At 70.2% G+C, this 22495-nt stretch carries 25 protein-coding genes and 3 tRNA genes; 22 read left to right on the top strand and 6 right to left on the bottom strand.

Annotated elements, in window-relative coordinates; all coding sequences use genetic code 11:
- Positions 1-80: 80 nt before the first annotated feature.
- Positions 81-1265 carry a sensor histidine kinase gene (locus ACFU9P_RS31305; RefSeq protein WP_384087369.1) on the bottom strand — a complete coding sequence of 395 codons (1185 nt, stop codon included), beginning with the start codon at positions 1263-1265 and terminating at the stop codon, positions 81-83.
- A 179-nt stretch (positions 1266-1444) separates the two neighbouring features.
- Between ACFU9P_RS31305 and ACFU9P_RS31300 the strand changes: the two genes are divergently transcribed.
- The 13 genes from ACFU9P_RS31300 (at position 1445) to ACFU9P_RS31240 (ending at position 13253) form a co-directional block, all read left to right on the top strand.
- A complete protein-coding gene (locus ACFU9P_RS31300) occupies positions 1445-1837 on the top strand; it encodes an NADH-quinone oxidoreductase subunit A (protein ID WP_046497846.1) in 393 nt (130 codons plus the stop codon).
- The gene (locus tag ACFU9P_RS31295) at positions 1828-2493 is read left to right on the top strand and encodes an NADH-quinone oxidoreductase subunit B (protein ID WP_384087366.1); all 666 of its coding nucleotides are present in this window, start codon (positions 1828-1830) and stop codon (positions 2491-2493) included. Before ACFU9P_RS31300 ends, ACFU9P_RS31295 begins: the two co-directional genes overlap by 10 nt.
- Positions 2493-3527: an NADH-quinone oxidoreductase subunit C gene (locus ACFU9P_RS31290; protein WP_384087363.1), complete on the top strand. Its 1035-nt coding sequence runs from the start codon at positions 2493-2495 to the stop codon at positions 3525-3527. Before ACFU9P_RS31295 ends, ACFU9P_RS31290 begins: the two co-directional genes overlap by 1 nt.
- Positions 3524-4492: a complex I subunit 1 family protein gene (locus tag ACFU9P_RS31285; protein ID WP_217307129.1), complete on the top strand. Its 969-nt coding sequence runs from the start codon at positions 3524-3526 to the stop codon at positions 4490-4492. The genes ACFU9P_RS31290 and ACFU9P_RS31285 overlap by 4 nt, the downstream gene beginning before the upstream one ends.
- Complete coding sequence (locus tag ACFU9P_RS31280) at positions 4492-5127, top strand: NuoI/complex I 23 kDa subunit family protein (RefSeq protein ID WP_376377837.1); 636 nt, start codon at positions 4492-4494, stop codon at positions 5125-5127. The genes ACFU9P_RS31285 and ACFU9P_RS31280 overlap by 1 nt, the downstream gene beginning before the upstream one ends.
- On the top strand, positions 5124-5756 hold the full coding sequence (locus tag ACFU9P_RS31275) for an NADH-quinone oxidoreductase subunit J (RefSeq protein WP_384087359.1): 633 nt from the start codon (positions 5124-5126) through the stop codon (positions 5754-5756). The genes ACFU9P_RS31280 and ACFU9P_RS31275 overlap by 4 nt, the downstream gene beginning before the upstream one ends.
- Entirely contained in the window at positions 5756-6109 is a 354-nt protein-coding gene (nuoK, locus tag ACFU9P_RS31270; RefSeq protein ID WP_384087356.1) for an NADH-quinone oxidoreductase subunit NuoK, read from the top strand. Before ACFU9P_RS31275 ends, nuoK begins: the two co-directional genes overlap by 1 nt.
- Positions 6106-8112: an NADH-quinone oxidoreductase subunit L gene (locus tag ACFU9P_RS31265; protein WP_384087353.1), complete on the top strand. Its 2007-nt coding sequence runs from the start codon at positions 6106-6108 to the stop codon at positions 8110-8112. The genes nuoK and ACFU9P_RS31265 overlap by 4 nt, the downstream gene beginning before the upstream one ends.
- A gap of 27 nt (positions 8113-8139) precedes the next feature.
- Positions 8140-9705 (top strand): NuoM family protein, encoded by a 1566-nt coding sequence (locus ACFU9P_RS31260; protein ID WP_376377994.1) that lies wholly within the window; start codon positions 8140-8142, stop codon positions 9703-9705.
- On the top strand, positions 9702-11270 hold the full coding sequence (locus tag ACFU9P_RS31255; RefSeq protein ID WP_384087350.1) for an NADH-quinone oxidoreductase subunit N: 1569 nt from the start codon (positions 9702-9704) through the stop codon (positions 11268-11270). The genes ACFU9P_RS31260 and ACFU9P_RS31255 overlap by 4 nt, the downstream gene beginning before the upstream one ends.
- 208 nt (positions 11271-11478) lie before the next feature.
- Positions 11479-12342: a zinc metalloprotease HtpX gene (gene htpX, locus ACFU9P_RS31250; RefSeq protein ID WP_384087347.1), complete on the top strand. Its 864-nt coding sequence runs from the start codon at positions 11479-11481 to the stop codon at positions 12340-12342.
- The gene (locus ACFU9P_RS31245; RefSeq protein WP_376377854.1) at positions 12339-12731 is read left to right on the top strand and encodes a YccF domain-containing protein; all 393 of its coding nucleotides are present in this window, start codon (positions 12339-12341) and stop codon (positions 12729-12731) included. The genes htpX and ACFU9P_RS31245 overlap by 4 nt, the downstream gene beginning before the upstream one ends.
- Positions 12732-12983: 252 nt before the next feature.
- Positions 12984-13253: a GlsB/YeaQ/YmgE family stress response membrane protein gene (locus ACFU9P_RS31240; RefSeq protein WP_376377857.1), complete on the top strand. Its 270-nt coding sequence runs from the start codon at positions 12984-12986 to the stop codon at positions 13251-13253.
- 16 nt (positions 13254-13269) lie between these two features.
- Here the strand turns inward: ACFU9P_RS31240 and ACFU9P_RS31235 are convergent, their stop codons facing one another.
- The 3 genes from ACFU9P_RS31235 to ACFU9P_RS31225 form a co-directional block, all read right to left on the bottom strand.
- Positions 13270-13929, bottom strand: a complete 660-nt coding sequence (locus ACFU9P_RS31235) for an alpha-ketoglutarate-dependent dioxygenase AlkB family protein (protein WP_384087344.1) — start codon at positions 13927-13929, stop codon at positions 13270-13272.
- Positions 13926-14429, bottom strand: a complete 504-nt coding sequence (locus tag ACFU9P_RS31230; protein WP_384087555.1) for a methylated-DNA--[protein]-cysteine S-methyltransferase — start codon at positions 14427-14429, stop codon at positions 13926-13928. Before ACFU9P_RS31230 ends, ACFU9P_RS31235 begins: the two co-directional genes overlap by 4 nt.
- Positions 14430-14559: 130 nt before the next feature.
- Positions 14560-15048, bottom strand: a complete 489-nt coding sequence (locus ACFU9P_RS31225) for a YajQ family cyclic di-GMP-binding protein (protein WP_376377863.1) — start codon at positions 15046-15048, stop codon at positions 14560-14562.
- Positions 15049-15289: 241 nt separating this feature from the next.
- Between ACFU9P_RS31225 and ACFU9P_RS31220 the strand changes: the two genes are divergently transcribed.
- Positions 15290-15371, top strand: a tRNA-Tyr gene (locus ACFU9P_RS31220).
- A gap of 165 nt (positions 15372-15536) precedes the next feature.
- Here the strand turns inward: ACFU9P_RS31220 and ACFU9P_RS31215 are convergent.
- Both ACFU9P_RS31215 and ACFU9P_RS31210 read right to left on the bottom strand, forming a co-directional pair.
- Positions 15537-16190: an SDR family oxidoreductase gene (locus tag ACFU9P_RS31215; protein ID WP_384087342.1), complete on the bottom strand. Its 654-nt coding sequence runs from the start codon at positions 16188-16190 to the stop codon at positions 15537-15539.
- A 152-nt stretch (positions 16191-16342) separates the two neighbouring features.
- Positions 16343-17602, bottom strand: coding sequence for an amidohydrolase family protein (locus ACFU9P_RS31210; RefSeq protein WP_376377869.1), 1260 nt, complete (start codon positions 17600-17602; stop codon positions 16343-16345).
- 386 nt (positions 17603-17988) lie between these two features.
- Here ACFU9P_RS31210 and ACFU9P_RS31205 point away from each other — a divergent pair.
- From ACFU9P_RS31205 to ACFU9P_RS31170, 8 genes are all read left to right on the top strand, one after another.
- Positions 17989-18061: transfer RNA gene (locus tag ACFU9P_RS31205), tRNA-Thr, on the top strand.
- 49 nt (positions 18062-18110) lie between these two features.
- A tRNA-Met gene (locus ACFU9P_RS31200) sits at positions 18111-18183 on the top strand.
- A 92-nt stretch (positions 18184-18275) separates the two neighbouring features.
- Positions 18276-18440 (top strand): 50S ribosomal protein L33, encoded by a 165-nt coding sequence (gene rpmG / locus ACFU9P_RS31195; RefSeq protein ID WP_003956487.1) that lies wholly within the window; start codon positions 18276-18278, stop codon positions 18438-18440.
- A 108-nt stretch (positions 18441-18548) separates the two neighbouring features.
- Complete coding sequence (locus ACFU9P_RS31190) at positions 18549-19001, top strand: MaoC family dehydratase N-terminal domain-containing protein (protein ID WP_376377872.1); 453 nt, start codon at positions 18549-18551, stop codon at positions 18999-19001.
- 5 nt (positions 19002-19006) lie between these two features.
- A complete protein-coding gene (locus tag ACFU9P_RS31185) occupies positions 19007-19435 on the top strand; it encodes a MaoC family dehydratase (protein WP_376377874.1) in 429 nt (142 codons plus the stop codon).
- Positions 19436-19625: 190 nt separating this feature from the next.
- On the top strand, positions 19626-20186 hold the full coding sequence (locus ACFU9P_RS31180) for a TetR/AcrR family transcriptional regulator (protein ID WP_384087336.1): 561 nt from the start codon (positions 19626-19628) through the stop codon (positions 20184-20186).
- A gap of 112 nt (positions 20187-20298) precedes the next feature.
- Positions 20299-21738: a DHA2 family efflux MFS transporter permease subunit gene (locus ACFU9P_RS31175; RefSeq protein ID WP_384087334.1), complete on the top strand. Its 1440-nt coding sequence runs from the start codon at positions 20299-20301 to the stop codon at positions 21736-21738.
- A 71-nt stretch (positions 21739-21809) separates the two neighbouring features.
- A partial coding sequence (locus ACFU9P_RS31170; protein ID WP_384087330.1) for a UDP-N-acetylmuramate dehydrogenase occupies positions 21810-22495 on the top strand: 686 nt, incomplete at its 3' end.

Here is a 22495-nt window from a genome sequence, read left to right as displayed (position 1 = left end):
CATGAGGCCGGTCTCCGTCTTTGCCCTGGGGTTTTCCCTACCCCCGGGACCCCCGCTGCGGTGCGGTCAGTCCTTTCCGTTCAGTCATTTCCGCGCCGTCGCCACGGCAGCTCCGCCGTCACGACCGTCGGCCCGCCGTCCGGTGAGTCGAGGACGAAGAGCCCGTCGACCGCCCCGAGCCGCTCGGCCAGCCCGGACATGCCCGTACCGCCGTCCAGCCGCGCGCCGCCGCGCCCGTCGTCCTGGACCTGCACCAGCAGCCGGTTCTCCGCCCGCCACACATCGACGGACGCGGTGCGGGCGCCGCTGTGCTTGCTGATGTTCTGGAGGAGTTCCGAGACGGTGAAGTACGCGATGCCCTCGATGGCGGCCGCGGGCCGTTCGGCCAGGTCGACAGTCACCGTTACGGGGACGGTGCAGCGGGCGGCGATGGACGACAGGGCTGCGTCGAGTCCGCGGTCGGTGAGGACGGCGGGGTGGATGCCGCGCGCCAGGTCCCGTAGCTCCTGAAGAGCCGTTTTCACTTCGCCGTGCGCCTCGTCGACCATGCGGGCTGCGGCTTCCGGGTCTTCGGTGAGCTTTTCCTTGGCGAGGCCGAGGTCCATGGCGAGGGCGACGAGTCGGGCCTGGGCGCCGTCGTGGAGGTCGCGTTCGATCCGGCGCAGGTCGGCGGCTGCCGTGTCCACGACCACACCCCGGTCCGACTCCAGCTCGGCTATCCGCCGTTCCAGCTCGTCGGAGGGCGAGAGCAGCCCCCGCACCATCGCCCGGTCGACATTGGCCAGCCCGCGCACCACAAAGGGCAGGAACGGCCAGAAAACGAAGAGACCCACCATGGTGACGGCGAAGGTCAGCACGCCCCAGGGCAGCCGTATGAATTCGTACAGCACGGTCCGCCAGGCCACCGGATCCTTGAGCCCCGCCCACACCCAGCTCAGCACGCCGTCGGAGCGGTGCGCCCGCCGGCGCCCCAACAGCGGGCTCGGCTCGTCGATCCGTATGCCCAGCAGCGCCCGTGCCCGTGCGCGCTCCGCACGGCCGAGCAGCCGCGCGCCCGTGAGACCGGCGACGAGCCAGGGCAGACCGATCACCGTCACCGACAGCGACGCACCTGTGGAGACGGTGAATATCACATAGGTGAATCCGGCCAGCGAGGCCGGAAGGTTCGCGAGGAGATGCGCGATCTCCTTCCAGGTGTGCCGGTCGTACGCGAAGCGCGCGGCGGGCGGCCGGTCGTCGTCGGGGACGCTGTTGCTCACGGTCATAAGCCCCAAGCCTGCACGCCCGGGATGTCGGGCGCCATGGGGTTGCTGGGTGGGGTGAAGTAGGGATAACCCCACTCTCTGAGACGGGGCTGCTTACCGTCTCTTTAACAGGGCCTAGACTCCCGTCCGTACAGATCGTCGAGAAAAACTGCTACGAGGTCAGGGAGCGAGGGGCGGACGTGTCGGGATCGACCGTTCTCGCGGCGGACTACTTCCAGAGCTATTCGGTGGTCGGGCTGCTCGCGGTCGTCGGTGTGCTGTTCGTCGCCGTGGCCTTCGGCGCGGGTCGGCTGCTGCGGCCGGTGGTGCCGACGCCGGAGAAGCTGCTCACATACGAATGCGGAGTGGATCCGGTCGGTGAGGGCTGGGCGCACACCCAGGTCCGCTACTACGTCTATGCCTTCCTCTATGTGATCTTCGCGGTCGACTCGATCTTCCTGTTCCCGTGGGCGACCGTCTTCGCCGCGCCCGGGTACGGTGCCACGACGCTGGTCGAGATGTTCGTCTTCCTCGGCTTCCTGGCCGTGGGACTGCTCTACGCATGGAAGAAGGGCGTCCTGGAATGGACGTGACCCCTGCCTCGGCGTTCGCTGCTGATTCCGCTTCCGGGTCCGAGTCCGGGATCGGGCCCGCAGCCGGTTCCGGGGCCGAGCCTCAGATGCTGCCGGAGCCCAGCCGGCTGGGGGTGCTCTCCCGGCTGGCCCCCAAGCCCATGAAGGTGGTCCTCAACTGGGGCCGCCGCTACAGCCTCTGGGTCTTCAACTTCGGTCTCGCCTGCTGCGCGATCGAGTTCATCGCCGCTTCCATGTCCCGGCACGACTTCATCCGGCTCGGGGTGATCCCCTTCGCACCGGGGCCGCGCCAGGCCGATCTGATGGTCGTCTCGGGCACGGTCACCGACAAGATGGCTCCCGCGGTGAAGCGGCTGTACGAGCAGATGCCCGAGCCCAAGTACGTGATCTCCTTCGGAGCCTGCTCGAACTGCGGCGGCCCGTACTGGGACTCGTACTCCGTGACGAAGGGCGTCGACCAGGTCATCCCCGTCGATGTCTATGTGCCGGGCTGCCCGCCCCGGCCCGAGGCGCTGCTCCAAGGCATCCTGAAGCTCCAGGAGAAGATCGCCCGCGAGTCGCTCGGCGAGCGCTACGCCTCGGCCGGCCGCCCCTCGCCCGCTGCCCTGCGCAGCGGTCTGGTCCCCGCTCCGCCGACACCGGGGGAGGGCGCCTGATGGCCGCCGACGGACGGAATCCGGGGGACGCGGACGGCCAGGACCGGCAGGAGCGCGAGGCTCAGGGCGCGGACGGTCCCGGCGCCGGGGACGCGGCGGCTGCTTACGACCGGCTCCCTGACGCCGTCGCCGAGATCTTCGGCGAGGACGCCACGGCCGAGCGGGCGTACGACCTGCTCACGGTCGACGTCCCCGCCACCTCCTGGACCGCCGCCCTCGAAACCGCCCGCGACCGGCTCGGCTGCACCTACTTCGACTGGCTGAGCGCCGTCGACGAACCGGGCACGGGCTTCCGCGTCTGCGCCCACGTCGTCGCCCTGGCCGGCGGTACGGCCCGTACGGTCCGCCGCCTGCTCGTCCGTACGACCGTTCCGCACGAGGCGGCCGTCCTGCCCACGGCCGTCGGCGTCTACGCGGGCGCGGGCTGGCACGAACGCGAGACGCACGAGATGTTCGGCGTCTCCTTCACCGACCACCCGAACCTGGTCCCCCTCCTTCTTCCCGAGACCTTCGAAGGCCACCCGCTGCGCAAGGACTTCGTCCTCGCGGCCCGCGTCGTCAAGGCATGGCCGGGCGCCAAGGAGCCGGGGGAATCCGAACACGGCGGCCCCAAGCGCCGCCAGATGCTCCCGCCCGGCGTACCCGACCCCAACGAGTGGGGCCCCCTCAAGGGGCAGCTCCCCGCGGCCCCGGCGCGTGGTGCTCGCGCTTCCGGCGACCGTCCCGTACGCCGTACGCGGAGCGCGTCGGAAGGCTCGGCGAGCCGTCCCGCCCGCACCGAGGACGGCGGCACAGGGCCGGCGGAGGCACCGGGCACCGGACCGGCGCGCCGGTCGCGCAGCGCGGGGGAGGGCTCCGCGTCCCAGCGGGGCGGGACCCCGCCGACCACCCCGCCGACCCCGGACGCCCCGTGGCACAAGCCCCGCCCGGAGAGCGATCAGCCCGAGAGCGATCAGCCCGAGAGCGGTCGTCCCGAGAACGGCCGTCCCGGGAGTGACCCCGCTGAGAACGACCGTCCCGGAGGAGACGCGTGAACGACGTACTCGACGTCGCCCTCCGGCTGGTCGTCGTCTTCGCCGTGTTCCTGGTCCTCCCCCTTGTGGTCGGGCAGACCGAACACAAGGTGATGGCCCATATGCAGGGCCGCCTCGGCCCCATGCACGCGGGCGGCTTCCACGGCTGGGCGCAGCTCATCGCCGACGGTGTGAAGTTCGTACAGAAGGAGGATGTGGTCCCGGCCGACGCCGACCGCCGTATCTTCCAGCTCGCCCCCGCCGTCGCCCTCCTCCCGTACCTGCTCGTCCTGGTCGTGATCCCGGTCGGCCCCGGCGAGGGCGCGGTCGGCCAGGTCGTGGACGCGGGCATCTTCTTCGTCCTCGCCGTGATGGGCGTCGGTGTGCTCGGCTCGCTCATGGCGGGCTGGGCCTCGGCCAACAAGTTCTCCCTTCTCGGCGGACTGCGGACCGCCGCTCAACTCCTCGCGTACGAGCTGCCGATGCTGCTCGCCGCCGCCTCGGTCGCGATGGCCGCCGGTACCGTCTCGCTCCCCGGCATCCTCGACGCCTTCGAGTGGTGGTGGCTGCCCTGGCAGATCGTCGGTGCCCTGGTCTTCTTCGTGGCGGGCCTCGCCGAACTCCAGCGCCCTCCCTTCGACATGCCCGTCGCCGACTCCGAGATCATCTTCGGCGCCTACACCGAATACACCGGTCTGCGCTTCGCTCTGTTCCTTCTCGCCGAGTACGCGGGGATCGTCATCCTCTGCGCACTGACCACCGTCCTCTTCCTGGGCGGCTGGCACGGCCCGTTCGGTGCCGACAGCCTCGGCTGGGTCTGGACGCTCCTCAAGGTGGCCGTCCTCGCTTTCGCCGTCATCTGGCTGCGGGTGAGCTATCCGCGGCTGCGCGAGGACCAGCTCCAGCGGCTCGCCTGGACCGTACTCATCCCGCTCGCTCTCGCGCAGATCGCGCTCACCGGCATCGTGAAGGTGGCGATCGACTAGTGTCCCCGATCCCCGGTTCGGGCCTGGCCAAGGGCCTGGCCGTCACCCTGCGGACGATGACGAGGAAGTCCGTCACCGCGCAGTACCCCGAGGCGCAGCCCGAACTCCCGCCCCGCAGCCGGGGCGTGATCGCGCTGTTCGACGAGAACTGCACGGTCTGCATGCTCTGCGCCCGTGAGTGCCCCGACTGGTGCATCTATATCGACTCCCACAAGGAGACCGTGCCCGCCGCGGTCCCCGGGGGCCGCGAGCGCAGCCGCAATGTCCTCGACCGCTTCGCCATCGACTTCGCCCTCTGCATGTACTGCGGTATCTGCATTGAGGTGTGTCCTTTCGACGCGCTGTTCTGGTCGCCGGAGTTCGAGTACGCGGAGACCGACATCCGTGACCTCACCCATGAGCGGGATCGGCTCCGCGAGTGGATGTGGACGGTGCCGGCGCCGCCCGCGCTGGACCCGGGCGCGGAGGAGCCGAAGGAGATCACCGCGGCCCGCAAGACTGCCGAGAAACTCGCCGCCGCCCAGAGCCAGGACCAGCACGGCCAGGAACAGGACGGCCAGGACCAGGACGGCCCGGGCCGGTCGGCGCAGGGCGACGGTGACGGCCGGCGACCGGGACAGGAGGCCGGCGAGTGAGCCTCGCAGCGACGGCGGCGACCGCCACCGCGGCGGCCGAACGCGGCTTCCTCTCACCGACCGGCGTCGAGATCACCTTCCTGCTCGTCGGCCTGGTCACCCTCGGCGCGGCCATGGTCACCGTCACCACCCGCCAACTGGTGCACGCGGCCCTCTGGCTGGTCATGGCGCTCGGCGGCCTGGCCGTCGAATATCTGCTGCTGACGGCGGAGTTCATCGCCTGGGTGCAGGTCCTCATCTATATCGGTTCCGTCGTGGTCCTCCTTCTCTTCGGTCTGATGCTCACCAAGGCGCCCATCGGCCGCTCCCCGGACGCCGATTCGGGCAACCGCCCGGTCGCGCTCGCGGTGGCCCTCGCCGCGGCCGCCGCCCTGGTGTGGGTGGTCGTCGACGCGTTCCGTACGACCTGGATCGACCTGGACGGTCCGGCCCAGGGCTCCACCGAGGTGTCGGGACGGTTCCTGTTCCGGAACTGGGTGCTGCCCTTCGAAGCCCTCTCCGTTCTTCTGCTGGCCGCACTCGTCGGCGCGATCGTCCTGTCCCGCAAGAGCGGTGGCGTGGCGAAGGACGACAACGCGGCCAAGGGCGGCAGCGGCACCCCCGGCGGCAGCGGTAAGGAGCAGCGCTGATGCATCTCGCCTATCCCGCCGTGCTCGCGGCCCTCCTGTTCTGCACCGGGCTGTACGGAGTGCTCGCCCGCCGCAACGCGATCCTCGTCCTGATGTCCGTCGAGCTGATGCTCAACGCCGTCAACCTCAATCTCGTCGCCTTCGACGTCTGGATCCGCGACACCCTGCACACCGGCCAGGCCCTCACTCTCTTCGTCATCGCCATCGCCGCCGCGGAGATCGGCATCGGCCTGGCGATCGTCCTGATGGTCTACCGCAACCGCGGCAGCTCGGCCGTCGACCGCCTCCGCGATACCGCCGAGCGAGCGGAGCCCGACGCCCCGGCGGCGGAGAAGGCCGAGGTCATCGCGTGAACACCACGACCCTCGCCGTCCTCGTTCCGTTGCTTCCGTTCCTCGGCGCGGTCGCGGGACTGCTCCTCGGCCGCACCTCACCCGGTTTCGTACGCCCCCTCGCCGTCCTGCCCACCCTGGCCGCCGCCGCCCTCGCCATCGTCGTGGCCGTACGCCAGGGCGGTGGCTCCGGCGGCGGTACGGCGCCGCTGGAAGCCGCGACCCGCTTCACCCCCACCGGCTCGGTCCCCATCGACCTCGCCCTGTTCATCGACGGTTTCGCCGCTCTGGCCGCCGTACTCGTCGGTGTCGTCGCGTCGTGCGTGCAGATCTACTCGACCGGCTATCTGCGCGGCGACGCCCGCTACCCCTCGTACGCGGCTCTCGTCTCCCTCTTCACCTCCGCGATGCTGCTCGTCGTCTACTCCGGCGACCTGATGGTGCTGCTGGTCGGCTGGGAGGTCATGGGCATCTGCTCGTACTTCCTCGTCGGCCACTACTGGGAGACCCCCGAGGCACGCGCCGCCTCCCTCAAGGCCTTCCTGGTCACCAAACTCGGCGATGTCCCCTTCCTGTTCGGCCTGTTCGCACTCGCCGCCGACGCCGGTACGTTCCGGATCACCGGCATCCTGAACGCCGTCACGAGCGGCGGCCTGGACCACCCCACCCTGGTCGCGCTGCTGCTGCTCGCGGGCGTGGCCGGCAAGTCCGCCCAGTTCCCGCTGCACACCTGGCTGCCCGACGCGATGGCGGGCCCCACGCCCGTCTCCGCGCTCATCCATGCCGCGACGATGGTCGCCGCCGGTATCTACTTCGTGGCCCGGCTCCTTCCGGTCTTCGCCGCCTCCGCGGCCGCGATGGTGACCCTGGGCGCGCTGGCCGCGGTCACCATGGTCGGCTCGGCGCTCGCCGCCCTCGCCCAGGACGACATCAAGCGGGTCCTCGCCTACTCGACCATCGGCCAACTCGGCTATATGTCGGGCGCCCTGGCCGTCGGCGACCGCGGCGCGGCCGTCTTCCACCTCCTCGCGCACGGAGTCTTCAAGGCCCTCCTCTTCCTCGGCGCCGGCGTGATCATCCATGCGGCCGGCACCAACTCGCTGGCCGCCATGTCCCGTATGAGCGGCCTGCCCCGGCGCATCCCCGACGCCTACTGGACGATGGCGGTCGCCCTGCTCGCCCTCGCCGCGATCCCTCCTTTCGCGGGCTTCTTCTCCAAGGAATCGGTCCTCGTCGCCGCAGAGCACGCCGCCCTCGGCGAGTACGGCAACGGCCCAGGGGCCGCCGGCTGGACGGTGCTGATCGCCGGACTGATCACCGCCCTCCTCACCGCCGCCTACGCCACCCGCCTGTGGCTGCTGACCTTCCGCGGCCGTGGCGCGGAGGCCCCCGACCACGGCAGGCAGCCCCTCGCCATGAACGCCGTCCTCTGGGTGCTGGCCATTCCCTCCATCGGCCTCGGCCTGGCCGTCGGCTATCTCCCCGAATGGTTCGACGGCCACAGCCTCGCCCCGAACCTCACCACCTCCGTCCTCGGCACCGGAGTCGTCCTCGTCGGCGGTCTGGTCACCTACGGCTGCTGGCGCCACACCACGGCGCTCGCGGCCCGCACCCCGATCGACGCCGTCATCGCCCACCCGGACGCCGAGCCCGCCCTCGCCGAGGTGGAGGCCATGGAGATCCACACCCGTGTCTACGGCTCTCCCGCGACGGCCCCCGACCCGGCCGACCCGAGCCGTCTGCTGCTGGGCCCGCTCCATCGCCACGCCGCGACCGGCTTCCATCTCGACGCCGTCTACCACCGCCTGTTCGTGCGGCCCGTCCTGGCCGCCGCCCAGCTGGTCCGCTTCCTGGACCGCGAGGTCGTCGACACCTACGTACGCGGAGCGGGCACCGGCACCCGCTGGCTCGGCGCCGCCGTACGCCGTGCGCAGACCGGCAATGTGCAGACCTATGTGAGCGCCCTGCTCGCCGGCTCCGTCGTCCTGGCCGTCGCCGCCGTACTCGTCGCCGCCGGAGCGTGAGCCGTGATCGATATCAGTGAGTCCGTGATGCAGTTCCTTCTCGCGTTGATCGTCGCCGGGCCGCTCATCGGCGCTGTGGCCGCGCTCCTCCCGGCCCCGCCCGGACTGCGGGGCAAGAGCCCCGACCAGGCCGTGCTGCGCCACGGCGTGATCGTGACCGGCGTCATCCTCATCGCCGCGATCGTCCTGGCACTCGGCTTCGACCACGACCACCCGTCGAGGATGCAGGCCACGACGGACGTGAGCTGGATCGCGGCACTGGACATCCGGATCCATCTCGGCATCGACGGCATCTCACTCCCCCTTCTGGTCCTGACCGCGCTGCTGACCTTCCTCTGCGCGCTCTACAGCTACTTCAAGCTGCCCGCCGGCCCTTCGCCGAAGGCATTCGTCGCCCTGCTGCTCGTCCTCGAGTCCGGCACGCTGGCCACCTTCGCCGTCCTCGATCTGATCCTCTTCTTCCTGGCCTTCGAGACGGTGCTGATCCCGATGTACTTCCTGATCGCCCGCTGGGGCGGATCGGAAGGAGTCACCGGCGGCAGGCAGGCCGCCGCCTGGAAGTTCATCCTCTACACACTGCTCGGTTCCGTGGTCATGCTGCTCGGCCTGCTGCTCATCGGGCTTCGCGCAGGCACATTCGACATGGTGGCACTCGCCACTGACAACGGCCGGGGTCTGAGTACATCCGTGCAGGTCATCGCCGTTCTGGCGATCGGTGTCGGGCTCGCTGTGAAGACTCCGATGTGGCCGCTGCACTCCTGGCTGCCGGACGCCCACACCGCCGCCCCGACCGTCGGTTCCGTACTTCTCGCCGGTGTTCTGCTCAAGATGGGTACGTACGGATTCGTCCGTATCGTCCTGCCCATCGCCCCGGACGGGCTGCGGATCTTCGCGCCGTACCTCGCGGCCTTCGCCGTCGTCGGCATCGTCTACGGATCCCTCGCCTGTCTCGCACTCGCCGGGAAGGGCGCGGGCGGCGATCTCAAACGGCTGATCGCCTACTCATCCGTCGGCCACATGGGTTTCGTCCTGCTCGGCATCGCGACCATGACCCCCACCGGCGTCAACGGCGCGCTCTTCGCCAACATCGCCCACGGTCTGATCACCGGCCTGCTGTTCTTCCTGGTCGGAGCGGTCAAGGACCGGTACGGCACCGCCGACCTGGACACCCTCGCCGGCGCCACCGGAGCCGCGCTCTACGGCCGCGCGCCCCGCCTCGGCGCTCTGCTCGCCTTCGCGGCCGTCGCCTCGCTCGGACTGCCCGGACTCGCCGGATTCTGGGGCGAGATGCTCACGATGTTCGGCGCATTCGACCCCGCGGACGGGCTGAGCCGCCCCGCCTTCCTCACCTTCATGGTGATCGCGGGCTTCGGCACCCTGCTCACCGCCGCGTATCTGCTGATTGTCGTACGCCGGGTCTGTATGGGCGTCAAACCGCTGGAAGCGCCGCATCTCGCCGATGTCCAGACGTACGAATTCGCCGCCTGGACCCCGCTCGTCGCCCTGACCGTGCTCGCCGGACTCTGGCCCGCGGCCCTCCTCGGTCTCACCGACCCCGCCGTGCAGCAGCTTCTCGCAGGAGGCAAGTCGTGACCGTGGCCGCCGCCGGGAACACAGCGAGCGCCGCCGGCCTCGTCCAGTCCATCGACTGGCTCGCAATCGCGCCCCCCACCATCACGGCGGTGGCCGCCTTGGTCGTGCTGGTCGCCGATCTCTTCGTACCGGAGCACCGCAAACCGCTCCTCGGAGCCCTGACGATCACCGGTCTGGTCGCCGCCCTCCTTACGCTGCTGCCGCTGCGCGACGGTGACCGCTCGACCTTCTGTCTCCCCGCCGACCCCGCGGTGTGCAGCTACACCGCCGACCACTTCGCTCTGGTCATCCAGTTCCTGGTGCTCGGCGGGGCGCTGCTCACCGCGCTGCTCTCGCTCAGCGGTATCCGGGAACTCCCCGTAGGGGAGTACTGGTTTCTGCTGCTCGCCTCCGCGGCCGGCGCCGCCCTGCTGCCCGCCTCGCGCGATCTCGCCACCCTGGTCGTCGCACTCGAAGTCGCCTCCCTGCCCGCCTTCGCGCTGGTGGGACTGAGGCGCGGCGACCGGCGCTCCTCCGAGGCCGCGCTGAAGTTCTTCCTCTCCTCGGTCACGGCGACCGCCGTGATGCTTCTGGGCGTCAGCTTCGTGTACGCGGCGACCGGCACCCTCCACCTCACTCAGGCCGCCGCGCGGCTGGACGGCGGCGTCCCCGCCCAACTGGGCACCCTCGCCACGGCGGGCGTCGCTCTGACCCTGGTCGGGTTCGCCTTCAAGGCGGCCGCGGCGCCCTTCCACTTCTGGGTCCCCGACACCTATGTGGGCGCGCCGCTGCCCATCGCCGCGTATCTCTCCGTCGTCGGCAAGGCGGTCGGCTTCTCGGGCCTCATCCTGGTGACCGTCATCGGTTTCCCCTCGTACGCGCATGTCTGGGGTCCGGTCCTCGCCGTGCTCGCCGCGCTCACCATGACCGTCGGAAACACCGCGGCGCTCCGCCAGTCGGCCACGCGCGCGGGGAGTGCCGTACGGCTGCTCGCCTGGTCGTCCGTCGGCCAGGCCGGCTACCTCCTGGTGCCGATCGCGGCCGCGGGGTACGCGGACACGGCGCGGATCGGATCGACCGTCGCGTACGCCCTGATGTACGCCATCGTCAACCTGGGTGCTTTCGCTGTCGTCGTTCTGGTGACGCGTACGAAGCCGCTGAACCGCCTCTCCGACTACCGGGGCCTCGCCTCCCAGCGGCCGGTCGTCGCCCTTGCGATGGGCTTCTTCCTGCTCTGCCTGGCGGGGCTGCCGCCCGGCATCATCGGCCTGTTCGCCAAGGTCACCGTCTTCTCGACGGCCGTCGACGCGGGGCTCGGCTGGCTGGCGGTCGTCATGGCCGTCAATGTCGTGATCGCGCTCTACTACTACCTCCAGTGGACGGCGGCCCTGTTCCGCGCCCCGGAGGGCACCCCCGAGAGCACCCCCACAGGCGTCACCGGCGAGCCCTCAGGGCCGGGGGAACTGGTCATACGCCCCGCCCCGGCAGCCCTCACCACGGCCATCGCCCTGACCGCCGTGGCCGCGCTCGCCCTCTCAGGAGCGCCCCAACTGGTGCTGCGCTTCGCCGCCACCGGCCTCTTCTGAGACCGGCCGGACACCACCGGGACCACGAACCCCGTCCCGTCACACCGCTCTCCTCCGTGCGCCGCCACCCGGACGGCGTACGCCCGGGTCCGCGCGCGCAAGGGAACCCGCACCGCTCGCCTGGCGTTGACCAGTACGGAAGGGTCCACTGGAGAGTGGAGAAGCACCAGAAAAGGGTTCCCCTGCCGCACGACCTGGAGGGCGTACCGTGCACCGCCGGCACAACGGGTTGAGGACCGCCGTACTCCTCGGGGGACTGTCCGCACTCATCATCGGGATCGGCAGCGTCTTCGGCCGTACGGGCCTGATCGTCGCGCTTGTCGTGGCCATCGGCACCAATGCGTACGCCTACTGGAACAGCGACAAGCTCTCGCTGCGCGCCATGCGCGCCCGCCCCGTCAGCGAGTTCGAGGCGCCGCAGCTCTACCGCATCGTCCGCGAGCTGTCGACGGCAGCCCGCCAGCCCATGCCGCGGCTGTACATCTCACCGACCCAGGCCCCCAACGCGTTCGCCACGGGCCGCAATCCCCGTAATGCCGCCGTCTGCTGTACGGAAGGGATCCTCCAGATACTCGACGAGCGCGAGCTGCGCGGGGTCCTCGGCCATGAACTGAGCCATGTCTACAACCGCGACATCCTGATCTCCTCGGTCGCGGGAGCCCTCGCCTCGGTCGTCATGTTCCTGGTGAACTTCGCCTGGCTCATCCCGGTGGGTCGCTCCGACGACGATGACGGGCCCGGCATCGTCGGGTTTCTCCTGATCATGATCCTGGGGCCCCTCGCGGCCACGGTCATCCAGCTCGCGGTGAGCCGGTCGCGGGAGTACGAGGCGGATGCCTCGGGCGCGCAGATCACCGGCGATCCGCTCGCCCTGGCGAGCGCGCTGCGGAAGCTGGAGGCGGGGACGAGACAGCTCCCGCTGCCGCCCGAGCCGCGTATCGAGACCGCCAGCCACATGATGATCGCGAATCCCTTCCGCCCGGGACAGGGGTTCGCGAAACTGTTCTCGACGCACCCGCCGATGGCGGAGCGCATCGCCCGACTGGAACAGATGGCAGGTCGCCGACCATGAAGACAATCCTCAACATCATTTGGCTCGTTCTCTGCGGCTTCTGGATGTGCCTCGGGTATCTGCTGGCGGGCGTGCTGCTGTGCGTGACGATCATCGGAATTCCGTTCGGCGTGGCCGCCTTCCGTATCGGTCTCTTCGCGCTGTGGCCGTTCGGCTACACCGCGGTCGAACGGCCCGGCGCCGGGGCACCGTCGTGCGTCGCCAATGTGCTGTGGCTGATCCTGGCGGGCTGGTGGCTCGCCCTCGGCCATGTCCTTACGGGCATCGCGCTGTGCGTGACCATCATCGGAATCCCGTTGGGCTTCGCCAACTTCAAGCTGATCCCGATCTCGCTGATGCCGCTCGGCAAGGAAATCGTGCCCACCGACCAGCGGTTCGGGGTGCGCTGACCCCGATCGGGGGCGTGCGGTACGGAGTTATCCACAGGGCGGGCGGGCTGTCGGTGCCGTGGGCCACCATGAACCCATGACCGAGATCGAGCAGTTACCGACGTCCGCCACTGCCGTGCGCCCGCGGGGGTATGAGCGTGGTGGGTACGCCGTGCGCCGAGCCACCGCTGCCGTTCTCGGCAGCCGTGCCGCAACCACGCCCGGCTTCCCCGGCGTCCTGAGGGGCAACAGCACGAAAGGCAGGTTCAGCGTATGAGCATTCTCGGCTGGATCATTCTCGGACTGATCGCCGGAGCCATCGCCAAGATTTTGCTTCCCGGCCGCGACCCCGGCGGGCTGATCGGCACGACGGTCATCGGTATCGCTGGCGCCTTCATCGGGGGCTGGATCTCGGCCCGGTGGCTCGACCGGCCCATATCCGCGGATTTCTATGACGGGGCGACCTGGGGTGCCGCCATCGGCGGGGCGCTTGTCCTGCTCGTCATATACCGGCTCCTCTTCGGCCACTCCCGGTCCCGCTGACCCCGCCGGACAGGTCTCAGCCGAGGCCCGTCTCCCGCAGGGTGATGTTCAGCCGCCCACTGCGCAGGCCGGTCGCCGGATCGGCCGTACCGGGGAAGACCCTGGGCACGCCGTGGTACGCGAAGCGGGAGGCTCCTCCGAAGACGAAGAGGTCACCGGAGGAGAGTTCCACATCGGTGTACGGCCGCCCCCGGTTCTCCGTACCGCCGAAGCGGAACACACACCGGTCGCCGATGCTCAGGGACACCACCGGGGCGTCGGACTTCTCGTCCTTGTCCTGGTGCATCCCCATCTTCGCGCCGCCCTCATAGAAGTTGATCAGCGCGGTGTCCGGGGTGTACGCCGCACCGGCCGACGGATCGCCGTACGCCTCGGTGAGCGCGGCACGCCCCAGTTGTACGAGCCAGTCGGGGAACTCGGCGACCCGGGCCCCGTTCACATCCCCGGCGGTACGGGTGTACGTGTACGGCTGCCAGTGCCAGCCCACACAGACGGTCTGTACGGACATGACACCGCCGTTCGGCAGCACCGTGTGCCGGATCGGCACCGGCCCGCGGGCCCACTCGCGGCAGGCGCCCACCAGCTCCCGCTGCCGTTCCTCCGACAGCCAGTCGGGGACATGCACGGCCCCGGGCGCGATGACCGCCCGCGGCCTCGGGAACAGTTCTCCGCTCATGACACGAGAGCACCCTCCAGACCGAGGAGGCGCTCCTTGCGCGCCAGCCCGGCGGCGTACCCGCGCAGCGCTCCATCGGCGCCGATCACGCGATGGCACGGTCGTACGACCAGCAAAGGATTCCGCCCGATCGCGGTACCCACCGCCCGCACCCCGGCCCCGGAGGAGCCGACCCGCTCGGCGATCTGCCCGTACGTCACGGTCTTGCCGTACGGAATGGCGTCCAGCGCCCGCCAGACCCGCCGCTGGAAGTCCGTACCGCCGTCCACGTACTCCAGGTCGAACCGCGTCAGCGTCCCGTCGAAATACGCCCTGAACTGCCCGGCGATCTCCTCGAAAGCCTCGGGCGCCCGGACCCAGCCGTCCTGGACGACGGCCGCGCCCTTCTGCCCCGGCAGGGAGACCGAGGCCAGCGCGACACCGCCCTTGGCGGTGGCGGACTCCCGGCCGACCAGCAGCAGTTCGCCCAGCGGACTGCCGATCGTCGTGTACACGGTCACAGCCATGACTCGCTCCTCTCCTCGCACCGTGTTCTTCAGTTTCTTTCGGTGCCTCAGTGACGAGTCTCTGCCTCCGGAGCCCGCAAAGCTGGCGGAATTCGGACACCACCGTGCGGGTCGGATCAGCCCGTCACCGGTAGTTCACGAACTGGAGGGCGAAGTCGAAGTCCTGGCCCTTCAGCAGCGCGATCACCGTCTGGAGGTCGTCGCGGCTCTTCGAGCTGACCCGCAGCTCGTCGCCCTGCACCTGGGCCTTGACCCCCTTGGGGCCCTGGTCGCGGATGATCTTCGCGACCTTCTTGGCGTTGTCCTGGGAGATGCCCTCCTCGATCGAGGCGAAGATCTTGTACTCCTTGCCGGAGAGCTGGGGCTCGCCGGCGTCCAGTGCCTTCAGGGAGATCCCGCGCTTGATCAGCTTCGACTGGAAGACATCGAGGATCGCCTTGACCCGCTCCTCCGAGTTCGCCTCCATCAGGATCTTCTCGCCGGACCAGCCGATGGAGGCTCCGACGTTCTTGAAGTCGTAACGCTGAGAGATTTCCTTCGCGGCCTGGTTGAGGGCGTTGTCGACCTCCTGCCGCTCGACCTTCGAGACGATGTCGAAACTGGAGTCGGCCATGTCCTGTGGCTCCTTGTATCGGTGCGGCCCGGGTGCTCGCCGGGTGCACATCGGGTGCTCGTCGCATGCTCGCTGAGCGGCCGGACATCGCCGGTCGCTGCCGTAAAGCCTAGTCACCCGCACCCGCCCGGAGCGCTGATCAATCGGGTGGCGGAGCACCCCTGGGCATCGGGTATCGTTTACGTCGTTGCCACGGAGCACCGCCCAACAGCGGCCCGCCCGGTCGGCAGCGACATCCCATGGCGGTGTGCCCGAGTGGCCAATGGGAGCGGACTGTAAATCCGTCGGCTTAGCCTACCCAGGTTCGAATCCTGGCGCCGCCACGCGATAAGAGAGATGGCCCCTGATCTGCGGAAACGCAGGCCAGGGGCCATCTTGTGTGTCATGGACCGTGTCATGGGGGCCCGCGACCCGCAGGCCCAACTCAGCGCCGAACAAGCCCGGCCGACCGGGGAGTTGAGAACGCCGTTGCGCGGCTCGGCCTCGGCTCAGCCCGCGGCCGTCTTCGTGGCCTCGGCCACCGGGGTCTGTCCACCGGTCAGTTCCAGGGTGAGGCCCGTCGTGGCCGGGGTGTCCAGGAGTTCCGCGAGGACCGCCGCCACATCGTCGCGCGGCACCGCGCCGCGCGCCACCGACTCAGCGAGCCGGACAAGGCCGGTGCCCGCGTCGTTCGTCAGCATCCCCGGGCGCAGGATCGTCCAGTCGAGGTCCGACTTGGACCGTACGTACACCTCTGCCTTGCCCTTCGCGCGCAGATACGCGTCGAAGACCGCGTCCCCGCGGTGATCCGGGTCCGCGCTCATCGAGGAGACGAGGAGATAGCGCCGTACGCCGGCGCGCTCCGCCGCGTCCGCGAAGAGGACCGCCGCGGCGCGGTCCACCGTGTCCTTGCGTGCCGCGCCGCTCCCGCTGCCCGCGCCCGCCGCGAACACCGCGCCGTCCGCGCCCTCCAAGACCGCGGCGACCTCGTCGACCGAGGCCGACTCCAGGTCCAGGACGACCGGTTCGGCGCCGGCCGTCCGCAGATCCTCCGCCTGATCCGGGTCGCGGATGATCCCCGCGACCTCGTTTCCGCGCCCGGCGAGCAGCCGCTCCAGCCGTAGCGCGATCTGACCATGTCCTCCGGCGATCACAATTCGCATGGTCACGACCGTACGCCGGATGGACATGACCGTCCGGGCGAGCCGGCCGCGCCACCCCCCACCGTCGGCCGCCGCGTGGACCCCGCCCCTGCTCCCCGTACAGACCCCGCTCCTCGCGCAGACCCCGCTCCCCGCACCGGCCCCCGCTCCCGTCAAGGACCGCCGTGCGCCGGGTCGGAGCGGCCCTGGCGCGGGAGTTCCAGCGCGACCGTCGCCGCCGTGTCGCAGTACTCCCGTACCGCGCTCGTCCGCGCCACCACCCGCCCCCGGTGGATCACGATCCTGCTGTACGCCAGCGACAGCGTGTCCGCGATCCGCTCCCCGCGCACCGCCAGCAGCTCCGCGGGAAAGCCCGCCTCCACCCGTACCTCCGGCAGCCCCATCGCCGCCCGCGCCGCCGCGCTCACCGCGTCGTACGCGTCCGCCGCCCGCATCCCGGACTGCGAAGCCAGCAGATACGCGGCCTCCAGGGGATCCCCGCGCCCCACGGGATTCGACACGTCCCGCAGCGCCCCACTGCCCGCCGTGACCCGGACCCCGGCCGCGCGCAGCAGGGATACGGGGGCGACGCCGCGCTGCTCGGGGCCGCCGCGTTCGACCCCGCCGCAGCCGCCCTGCGGCAGGCAGACGACCGTGACCCCGGCCGCCGCCAACTGGGCGGCCGCCCGGGCCGCCACCTCGGCCGGCAGCCGGGCCAGCCCCGCGCACGGCCCGAGCGTCACACCGGGCCGCATCCCGCCGGCCATCGCCGCCAGCCGGGCGAGCCGCGCCGGATTGTCACCGTCCGTATGCAGATCGACCGGACAGCCATGCTCGGCGGCGACCCCCAGCACGGCCTCCACATACCCCGCCGGATCAGGATCGAGATCAGGGCAGCCGCCCACCACCCCCGCGCCCATCTTCACCGCGTCCCGCAGCATCGCGAGCCCATCGGCGCCCGCGAGCCCCGTCAGCAGCCGCGGCACGGCGACGGCGGTCAGATCGCCGAGGCCGCGCAGCGAGCGCCGGGCCTGGAGGACCGCCTCCATCCGGCCGAGTTCCTGCGCGTCCCCGATCCGTACGTGCGAACGCAGCGCGGTCGCGCCGTGTCCGAGCTGGAGCAGGGTGGCCTCGGTGGCACGCCGCTGGACGTCCTCAGGGGCGTACGACACCGGTCCGTCGCAGGCGGGCGCGGTGAGCGCGGTGTCGCTGTGGGCGTGCGGTTCTGCGGGGGCGGGGAGCAGCAGATAACCGGCGAGATCCACCCGGGTGCCGTGCGCACCGAGGCTGCCGGCCGTGCCCACGGCCTCGATCCGGCCCCCGCTGAGCCGTACGTCGACGGTACGGCCGTCGGTGAGACGGGCGCCGCAGAGCACCAGCGCGGCGGGATCGGCCGTGGCACCGCCGGGCGGCTGCGGCTGGCTGTCGGGCATCGGGCTCCTGGTCGGGACTTTCCTGGGCGGGCTCGGGCGTACGGGCATCGCGGCGAGCCCGCGCAGCGTGAGTCGAGCCTAGGGGCGGCTCCGCCGTGCTTCGAGGAGGAGCGCAATAGTCGTACCGGCGCGCCCGCCCGGAGGCCCATGAGCATCCAGGGACGGCCGAGGCGCCTGGGACGGGAGTCCGGAGAAGTGCCGGGAGGGATCAACGACGGGCCGCTGACGGGCTGCTGAGGAGCCCGCGGACACAGCGTCACCGGAACAGTGCCGGAACAGTGACGGGACAGCGAGGAGACAGCGGCGAGACCGGGCCGGAGCCGGGAATGTGGCTGGGAAACGGATTTGGGCGAACGGCAATCGACCGTGTAATGTCTTCATCGCTCGCCCCAATAGCTCAGTCGGTAGAGCGTCTCCATGGTAAGGAGAAGGTCTACGGTTCGATTCCGTATTGGGGCTCAGATGTTCGGTGATCCTCGCCCGTCCGGGCGAGGAGATCCAACATCGCAGCGGTGTAGCTCAGTCGGTAGAGCAAGCGGCTCATAATCGCTGTGTCACCGGTTCAAGTCCGGTCACCGCTACACACAGTAGCCGATTGTGGGGTCGGTCCTTCGATCGGCTACTCTTTTCTGCGTTCATCTGTTCATCCGTTGTCCGTCCAAGGAGCACTCACGTGGCTGCCACCGACGTCCGCCCGAAGATCACGCTGGCCTGCGTGGAGTGCAAGGAGCGGAACTACATCACCAAGAAGAACCGGCGTAACAACCCGGACCGTCTTGAGATGAAGAAGCACTGCCCGCGCTGCAACTCGCACACCGCGCACCGCGAAACGCGCTGAATCAGGCTCGTATGCGAGGCCGTCCCCACTGGGGGACGGCCTCGTGTCGTTTGTAGCGGCCCCAGTGCCGTTGTGTAGTGGTCACATCCATCAGGAGGGAGCGAGTCCATGGCGCTCGATCAGTCCTTCGTGGGGCGGAGCTATCCCCCCACCGAGCCGTACGAGGTCGGCCGGGAGAAGATCCGCGAGTTCGCCGAGGCGGTGCGCGACCCCAATCCGGTGTACACCGACCCCGAGGCTGCCAAGGCGCTTGGTTACAGCGATCTGATCGCCCCGCCGACGTTTGTGTTCGCGATCACCTTCAAGGCGGCGGGCGATGTCATCGCGGATCCGCAGCTGGGCCTGGACTACAGCCGGGTGGTGCACGGCGACCAGAAGTTCGCGTACACCCGTCCCGTACGGGCGGGGGACCGGCTGACCGTCACCTCGACCATCGAGACGATCAAGTCCCTCGCCGGGAACGACATCATCGACGTACGGGGCGAAGTGCACGACGAGGCCGGCGAGCATGTCGTGACCGCGTGGACGAAGCTGGTGGCGCGGGCCGCCGGGGAGGCATGAGACCGATGACCGCGAAGATCGGTTACGACGAGGTCGAGGTCGGTACGGAACTGCCCGCGCAGAGCTTCCCCGTCACGCGGGCGACGCTGGTGCGGTACGCGGGTGCGTCGGGGGACTTCAACCCGATCCACTGGAACGAGAAGTTCGCCAAGGAGGTCGGTCTCCCGGACGTCATCGCGCACGGCATGTTCACCATGGCCGAGGCGATCCGTGTGGTGACCGACTGGGTCGGCGACCCGGGGGCCGTCGTCGAGTACGGTGTCCGCTTCACCAAGCCCGTCGTGGTGCCCAATGACGACAAGGGCGCGCTGGTCGAGGTCAGCGCCAAGGTCGCGGCCAAGCTGGACGACAGCCGGGTCCGGGTGGATCTGACGGCCATGAGCGCGGGCCAGAAGGTGCTGGGGATGTCCCGCGCGGTTGTGCGTCTCGCCTGAGCGGTGGTGGCGGCACACCGCGTACGTGCACACCGCGTACGTGCGCGCCGGGTACGGAAAAAGCACATCACGCGAGCGTGCATCACAGCGCGTAGGTAAGGGGCGTCGGCCATTGCAGGCGCCCCTTACGCGGGGGCCGTGCGCATACCGGCGGTTGACAGAGTTAGTGAGTAGTCAATAACCTACTCGCATGGTCAGGATGAGCGCAGAAGAGCGGCGCGAAAGCGTCATCCGCGCGGCGGTCACCGAGTTCGCCCGCTCCGGATACAACGGCACCTCCACGGAGGCGATCGCCCGCCGGGTCGGGGTCTCCCAGCCGTACCTCTTCCGCCTCTTCCCGAACAAGGAGGCCATCTTCCTCGCCGCCTCCCAGCGCTGTCTCGCGGACACCATCCGTGTCCTCGAACGGGCGTCCGAGGGGCTGGAGGGTGAAGCGGCCCTCCATTCCATGGCCAATGCGTACCGGAAGCTCATCGCCGACGATCCCGAAAAGCTGCACATGCAGATGCAGATGTATGTCGCGGTGGCGTCCGCCGAGGCCGCGGGCGACCACGCCTTCGGCGATTCCGTACGGGCCGGCTGGCTGGTGCTCTGGGACATGGTCCATCTCGCGCTGGGGGCGGACGTCGACGAGACCACCAGCTTCCTGGCGTACGGAATGCTGATCAACACCCTTGTCTCGCTGGGCTTCCCGGCCGGTGACCGAGTCTGGTCCGGTTTCTACGATTCGGCTCGGCCTGTCGACGGCTGAGCCGCGCGCCCCCCGCTCCCTGCTCGCACGTCCCTGTCCGCGTGCCCTTCTTCTGTGCCGATCTTCTGTGCCGAAAAGTTAGTCATCCATAACTAACCTGAAAGAGAGAGCGATGCCCCAGTCAGCAGCCCGCGGCTCCGCCGCCTGGGCCCTTGTCATCACCGGTGCCGCCAGCTTCATGGCCGCCCTGGACAACCTCGTCGTCACCACCGCCCTGCCCTCCATCCGCGAGGACCTCGGCGGCGCGCTGGAGGACCTGGAGTGGACGGTGAACGCGTACACGCTCACCTTCGCGGTGCTCCTCATGTTCGGGGCGGCCCTCGGCGACCGGTTCGGCCGCCGCAGGCTCTTCCTCACCGGCCTGACGATCTTCACCGGCGCCTCCGCCGCCGCGGCCCTCTCGCCCGGTATCGACGCGCTGATCGCCGCGCGTGCCGTCCAGGGCGTCGGCGCGGCGATCATGATGCCGCTCGCCCTCACCCTGCTCACCGCCGCCGTACCCGCGGAACGGCGTGGCGCGGCCCTCGGGATCTTCGGAGCCATCACCGGTCTCGCTGTCGCCAGTGGCCCGCTCGTCGGCGGAAGTCTCACCGAGCACTTCTCCTGGGACTGGATCTTCTGGCTGAACGTGCCGATAGGCCTGGCCCTGCTGCCGCTCGCCCGGCTGCGCCTCAAGGAATCGCACGGCCCCGGCGCCCGGCTCGACGTCCCCGGTACCGTCCTGATCAGCGCCGGTCTCTTCGGCATCGTCTACGCCCTGGTCAACGCCAACGCCGACGGCTGGACCAGCGCCACCGTCCTGCTCGGTCTGTTCGCGGGGACGGCGCTGCTCGTGGCCTTCGTGTTCCACGGCCTGCGCCGCCCGGACGCCATGCTGCCCATGCGTCTCTTCGCGAGCCGTGCCTTCACCGGGATCAACGCGGCGAGCCTGCTGATGTTCCTCGGTATGTTCGGCTCGATCTTCCTGCTCAGCCAGTTCCTCCAGGGCGTCCTCGGCTACTCGCCCACCGAGGCCGGTGTGCGGATGCTCCCCTGGACGGCGATGCCCCTGCTCGTCTCGCCGATCGCCGGTGTGGTGTCCGACCGTATCGGCGGCCGTCCTGTCGTCGCGACCGGACTGGCGCTCCAGGCCATCGGCCTCGGCTGGTTCGCGCTGGTCATCGAGCCGGGGGTGGCCTACTCGGCGCAGCTTCCCGCGCTGATCATCAGCGGTATCGGCATGGGGATGTACTTCGCCCCGGCCGCCAGCCTGGTCATGTCCAGCGTCCGCCCGGCGGAACAGGGCATCGCCTCCGGCGCCAACAACGCCCTGCGCGAGGTCGGCGGAGCGCTCGGGGTCGCGATTCTCGGCGCGGTCTTCGCGGCACAAGGGGGATACGAGTCCGGCGACGCATTCGTCGACGGCACCGTCCCCGCGCTCTGGATCGGCTCCGGCGCGGTGGCGCTCGCGGCGCTGACCGCCCTGCTCATCCCGGGGCGCCGCGCGCGGGGGACGGCCCCGGCCGGGGAGGGAGCGAAGGAGGCGAAGGAGTACGAGCCCGCCGCCGCCTGACCCGACACCCAGCCCGGACTGCGGGCCGTTGCAATCGCACCCGCGATCGCGACGGCCCGTAGTCTTGTCCCGTGCAGGAACTCCACAACGCGCCCCTCGCCCCCCTCACCACCTTCCGGCTCGGCGGCCCCGCGACCCGCCTCGTCACGGCCACCACCGACGACGAGGTCATCGCCGTCGTACGGCAGGCCGACGCGGCCGGCACCCCGCTCCTGATCATCGGCGGCGGCAGCAATCTGGTCATCGGGGACCGAGGCTTCGAGGGCACCGCCCTGCGCATCGCCACCCAGGGCTTCGCCCTCGACGGCACCGCGCTGGAGCTGGCGGCCGGCGAGATCTGGAGCGACGCGGTCGCCCGTACCGTCGAAGCGGGCCTGGCGGGCGTCGAATGCCTCGCCGGCATCCCCGGTTCGGCCGGTGCCACCCCCATCCAGAACGTCGGGGCGTACGGCCAGGAGGTGTCCAGCACCATCACCGAGGTCGTCGCCTACGACCGCGCCACGCGCGCCCCCGTCACGCTCACCAACGCCGAGTGCGCCTTCTCGTACCGCCACAGCCGTTTCAAGGAGCACCCCGAGCGCTATGTCGTCCTGCGGGTCCGCTTCGCGCTGGAGGACGCGGGCGGGCTCTCCGCCCCGCTCAAGTACGCCGAGACGGCCCGCGCCCTCGGTGTCGAGCCCGGCGACCGCGTCCCCGCCGCCGTCGCCCGGGACACCGTGCTGAAGCTGCGGGCCGGCAAGGGCATGGTGCTGGACCC

The sequence above is a fragment of the Streptomyces sp. NPDC057617 genome (genome assembly GCF_042800555.1).
In the GTDB taxonomy this organism is placed as follows: domain Bacteria; phylum Actinomycetota; class Actinomycetes; order Streptomycetales; family Streptomycetaceae; genus Streptomyces.
This window is presented reverse-complemented; position numbering and strand designations above follow the sequence as displayed.

Excerpts from the sequence above, each read along its gene's own strand:
- ACFU9P_RS31305 (WP_384087369.1), bottom strand. The coding sequence starts at position 1,265 with ATGACCGTGAGCAACAGCGTCCCCGACGACGACCGGCCGCCCGCCGCG.
- ACFU9P_RS31295 (WP_384087366.1), top strand. The coding sequence starts at position 1,828 with ATGGACGTGACCCCTGCCTCGGCGTTCGCTGCTGATTCCGCTTCCGGG.
- ACFU9P_RS31290 (WP_384087363.1), top strand. The coding sequence starts at position 2,493 with ATGGCCGCCGACGGACGGAATCCGGGGGACGCGGACGGCCAGGACCGG.
- nuoK (WP_384087356.1), top strand. The coding sequence starts at position 5,756 with ATGCATCTCGCCTATCCCGCCGTGCTCGCGGCCCTCCTGTTCTGCACC.
- ACFU9P_RS31260 (WP_376377994.1), top strand. The coding sequence starts at position 8,140 with ATGCAGTTCCTTCTCGCGTTGATCGTCGCCGGGCCGCTCATCGGCGCT.
- ACFU9P_RS31245 (WP_376377854.1), top strand. The coding sequence starts at position 12,339 with ATGAAGACAATCCTCAACATCATTTGGCTCGTTCTCTGCGGCTTCTGG.
- ACFU9P_RS31240 (WP_376377857.1), top strand. The coding sequence starts at position 12,984 with ATGAGCATTCTCGGCTGGATCATTCTCGGACTGATCGCCGGAGCCATC.
- ACFU9P_RS31235 (WP_384087344.1), bottom strand. The coding sequence starts at position 13,929 with ATGAGCGGAGAACTGTTCCCGAGGCCGCGGGCGGTCATCGCGCCCGGG.
- ACFU9P_RS31225 (WP_376377863.1), bottom strand. The coding sequence starts at position 15,048 with ATGGCCGACTCCAGTTTCGACATCGTCTCGAAGGTCGAGCGGCAGGAG.
- ACFU9P_RS31215 (WP_384087342.1), bottom strand. The coding sequence starts at position 16,190 with ATGCGAATTGTGATCGCCGGAGGACATGGTCAGATCGCGCTACGGCTG.
- ACFU9P_RS31210 (WP_376377869.1), bottom strand. The coding sequence starts at position 17,602 with ATGCCCGACAGCCAGCCGCAGCCGCCCGGCGGTGCCACGGCCGATCCC.
- ACFU9P_RS31190 (WP_376377872.1), top strand. The coding sequence starts at position 18,549 with ATGGCGCTCGATCAGTCCTTCGTGGGGCGGAGCTATCCCCCCACCGAG.
- ACFU9P_RS31185 (WP_376377874.1), top strand. The coding sequence starts at position 19,007 with ATGACCGCGAAGATCGGTTACGACGAGGTCGAGGTCGGTACGGAACTG.
- ACFU9P_RS31180 (WP_384087336.1), top strand. The coding sequence starts at position 19,626 with ATGGTCAGGATGAGCGCAGAAGAGCGGCGCGAAAGCGTCATCCGCGCG.
- ACFU9P_RS31175 (WP_384087334.1), top strand. The coding sequence starts at position 20,299 with ATGCCCCAGTCAGCAGCCCGCGGCTCCGCCGCCTGGGCCCTTGTCATC.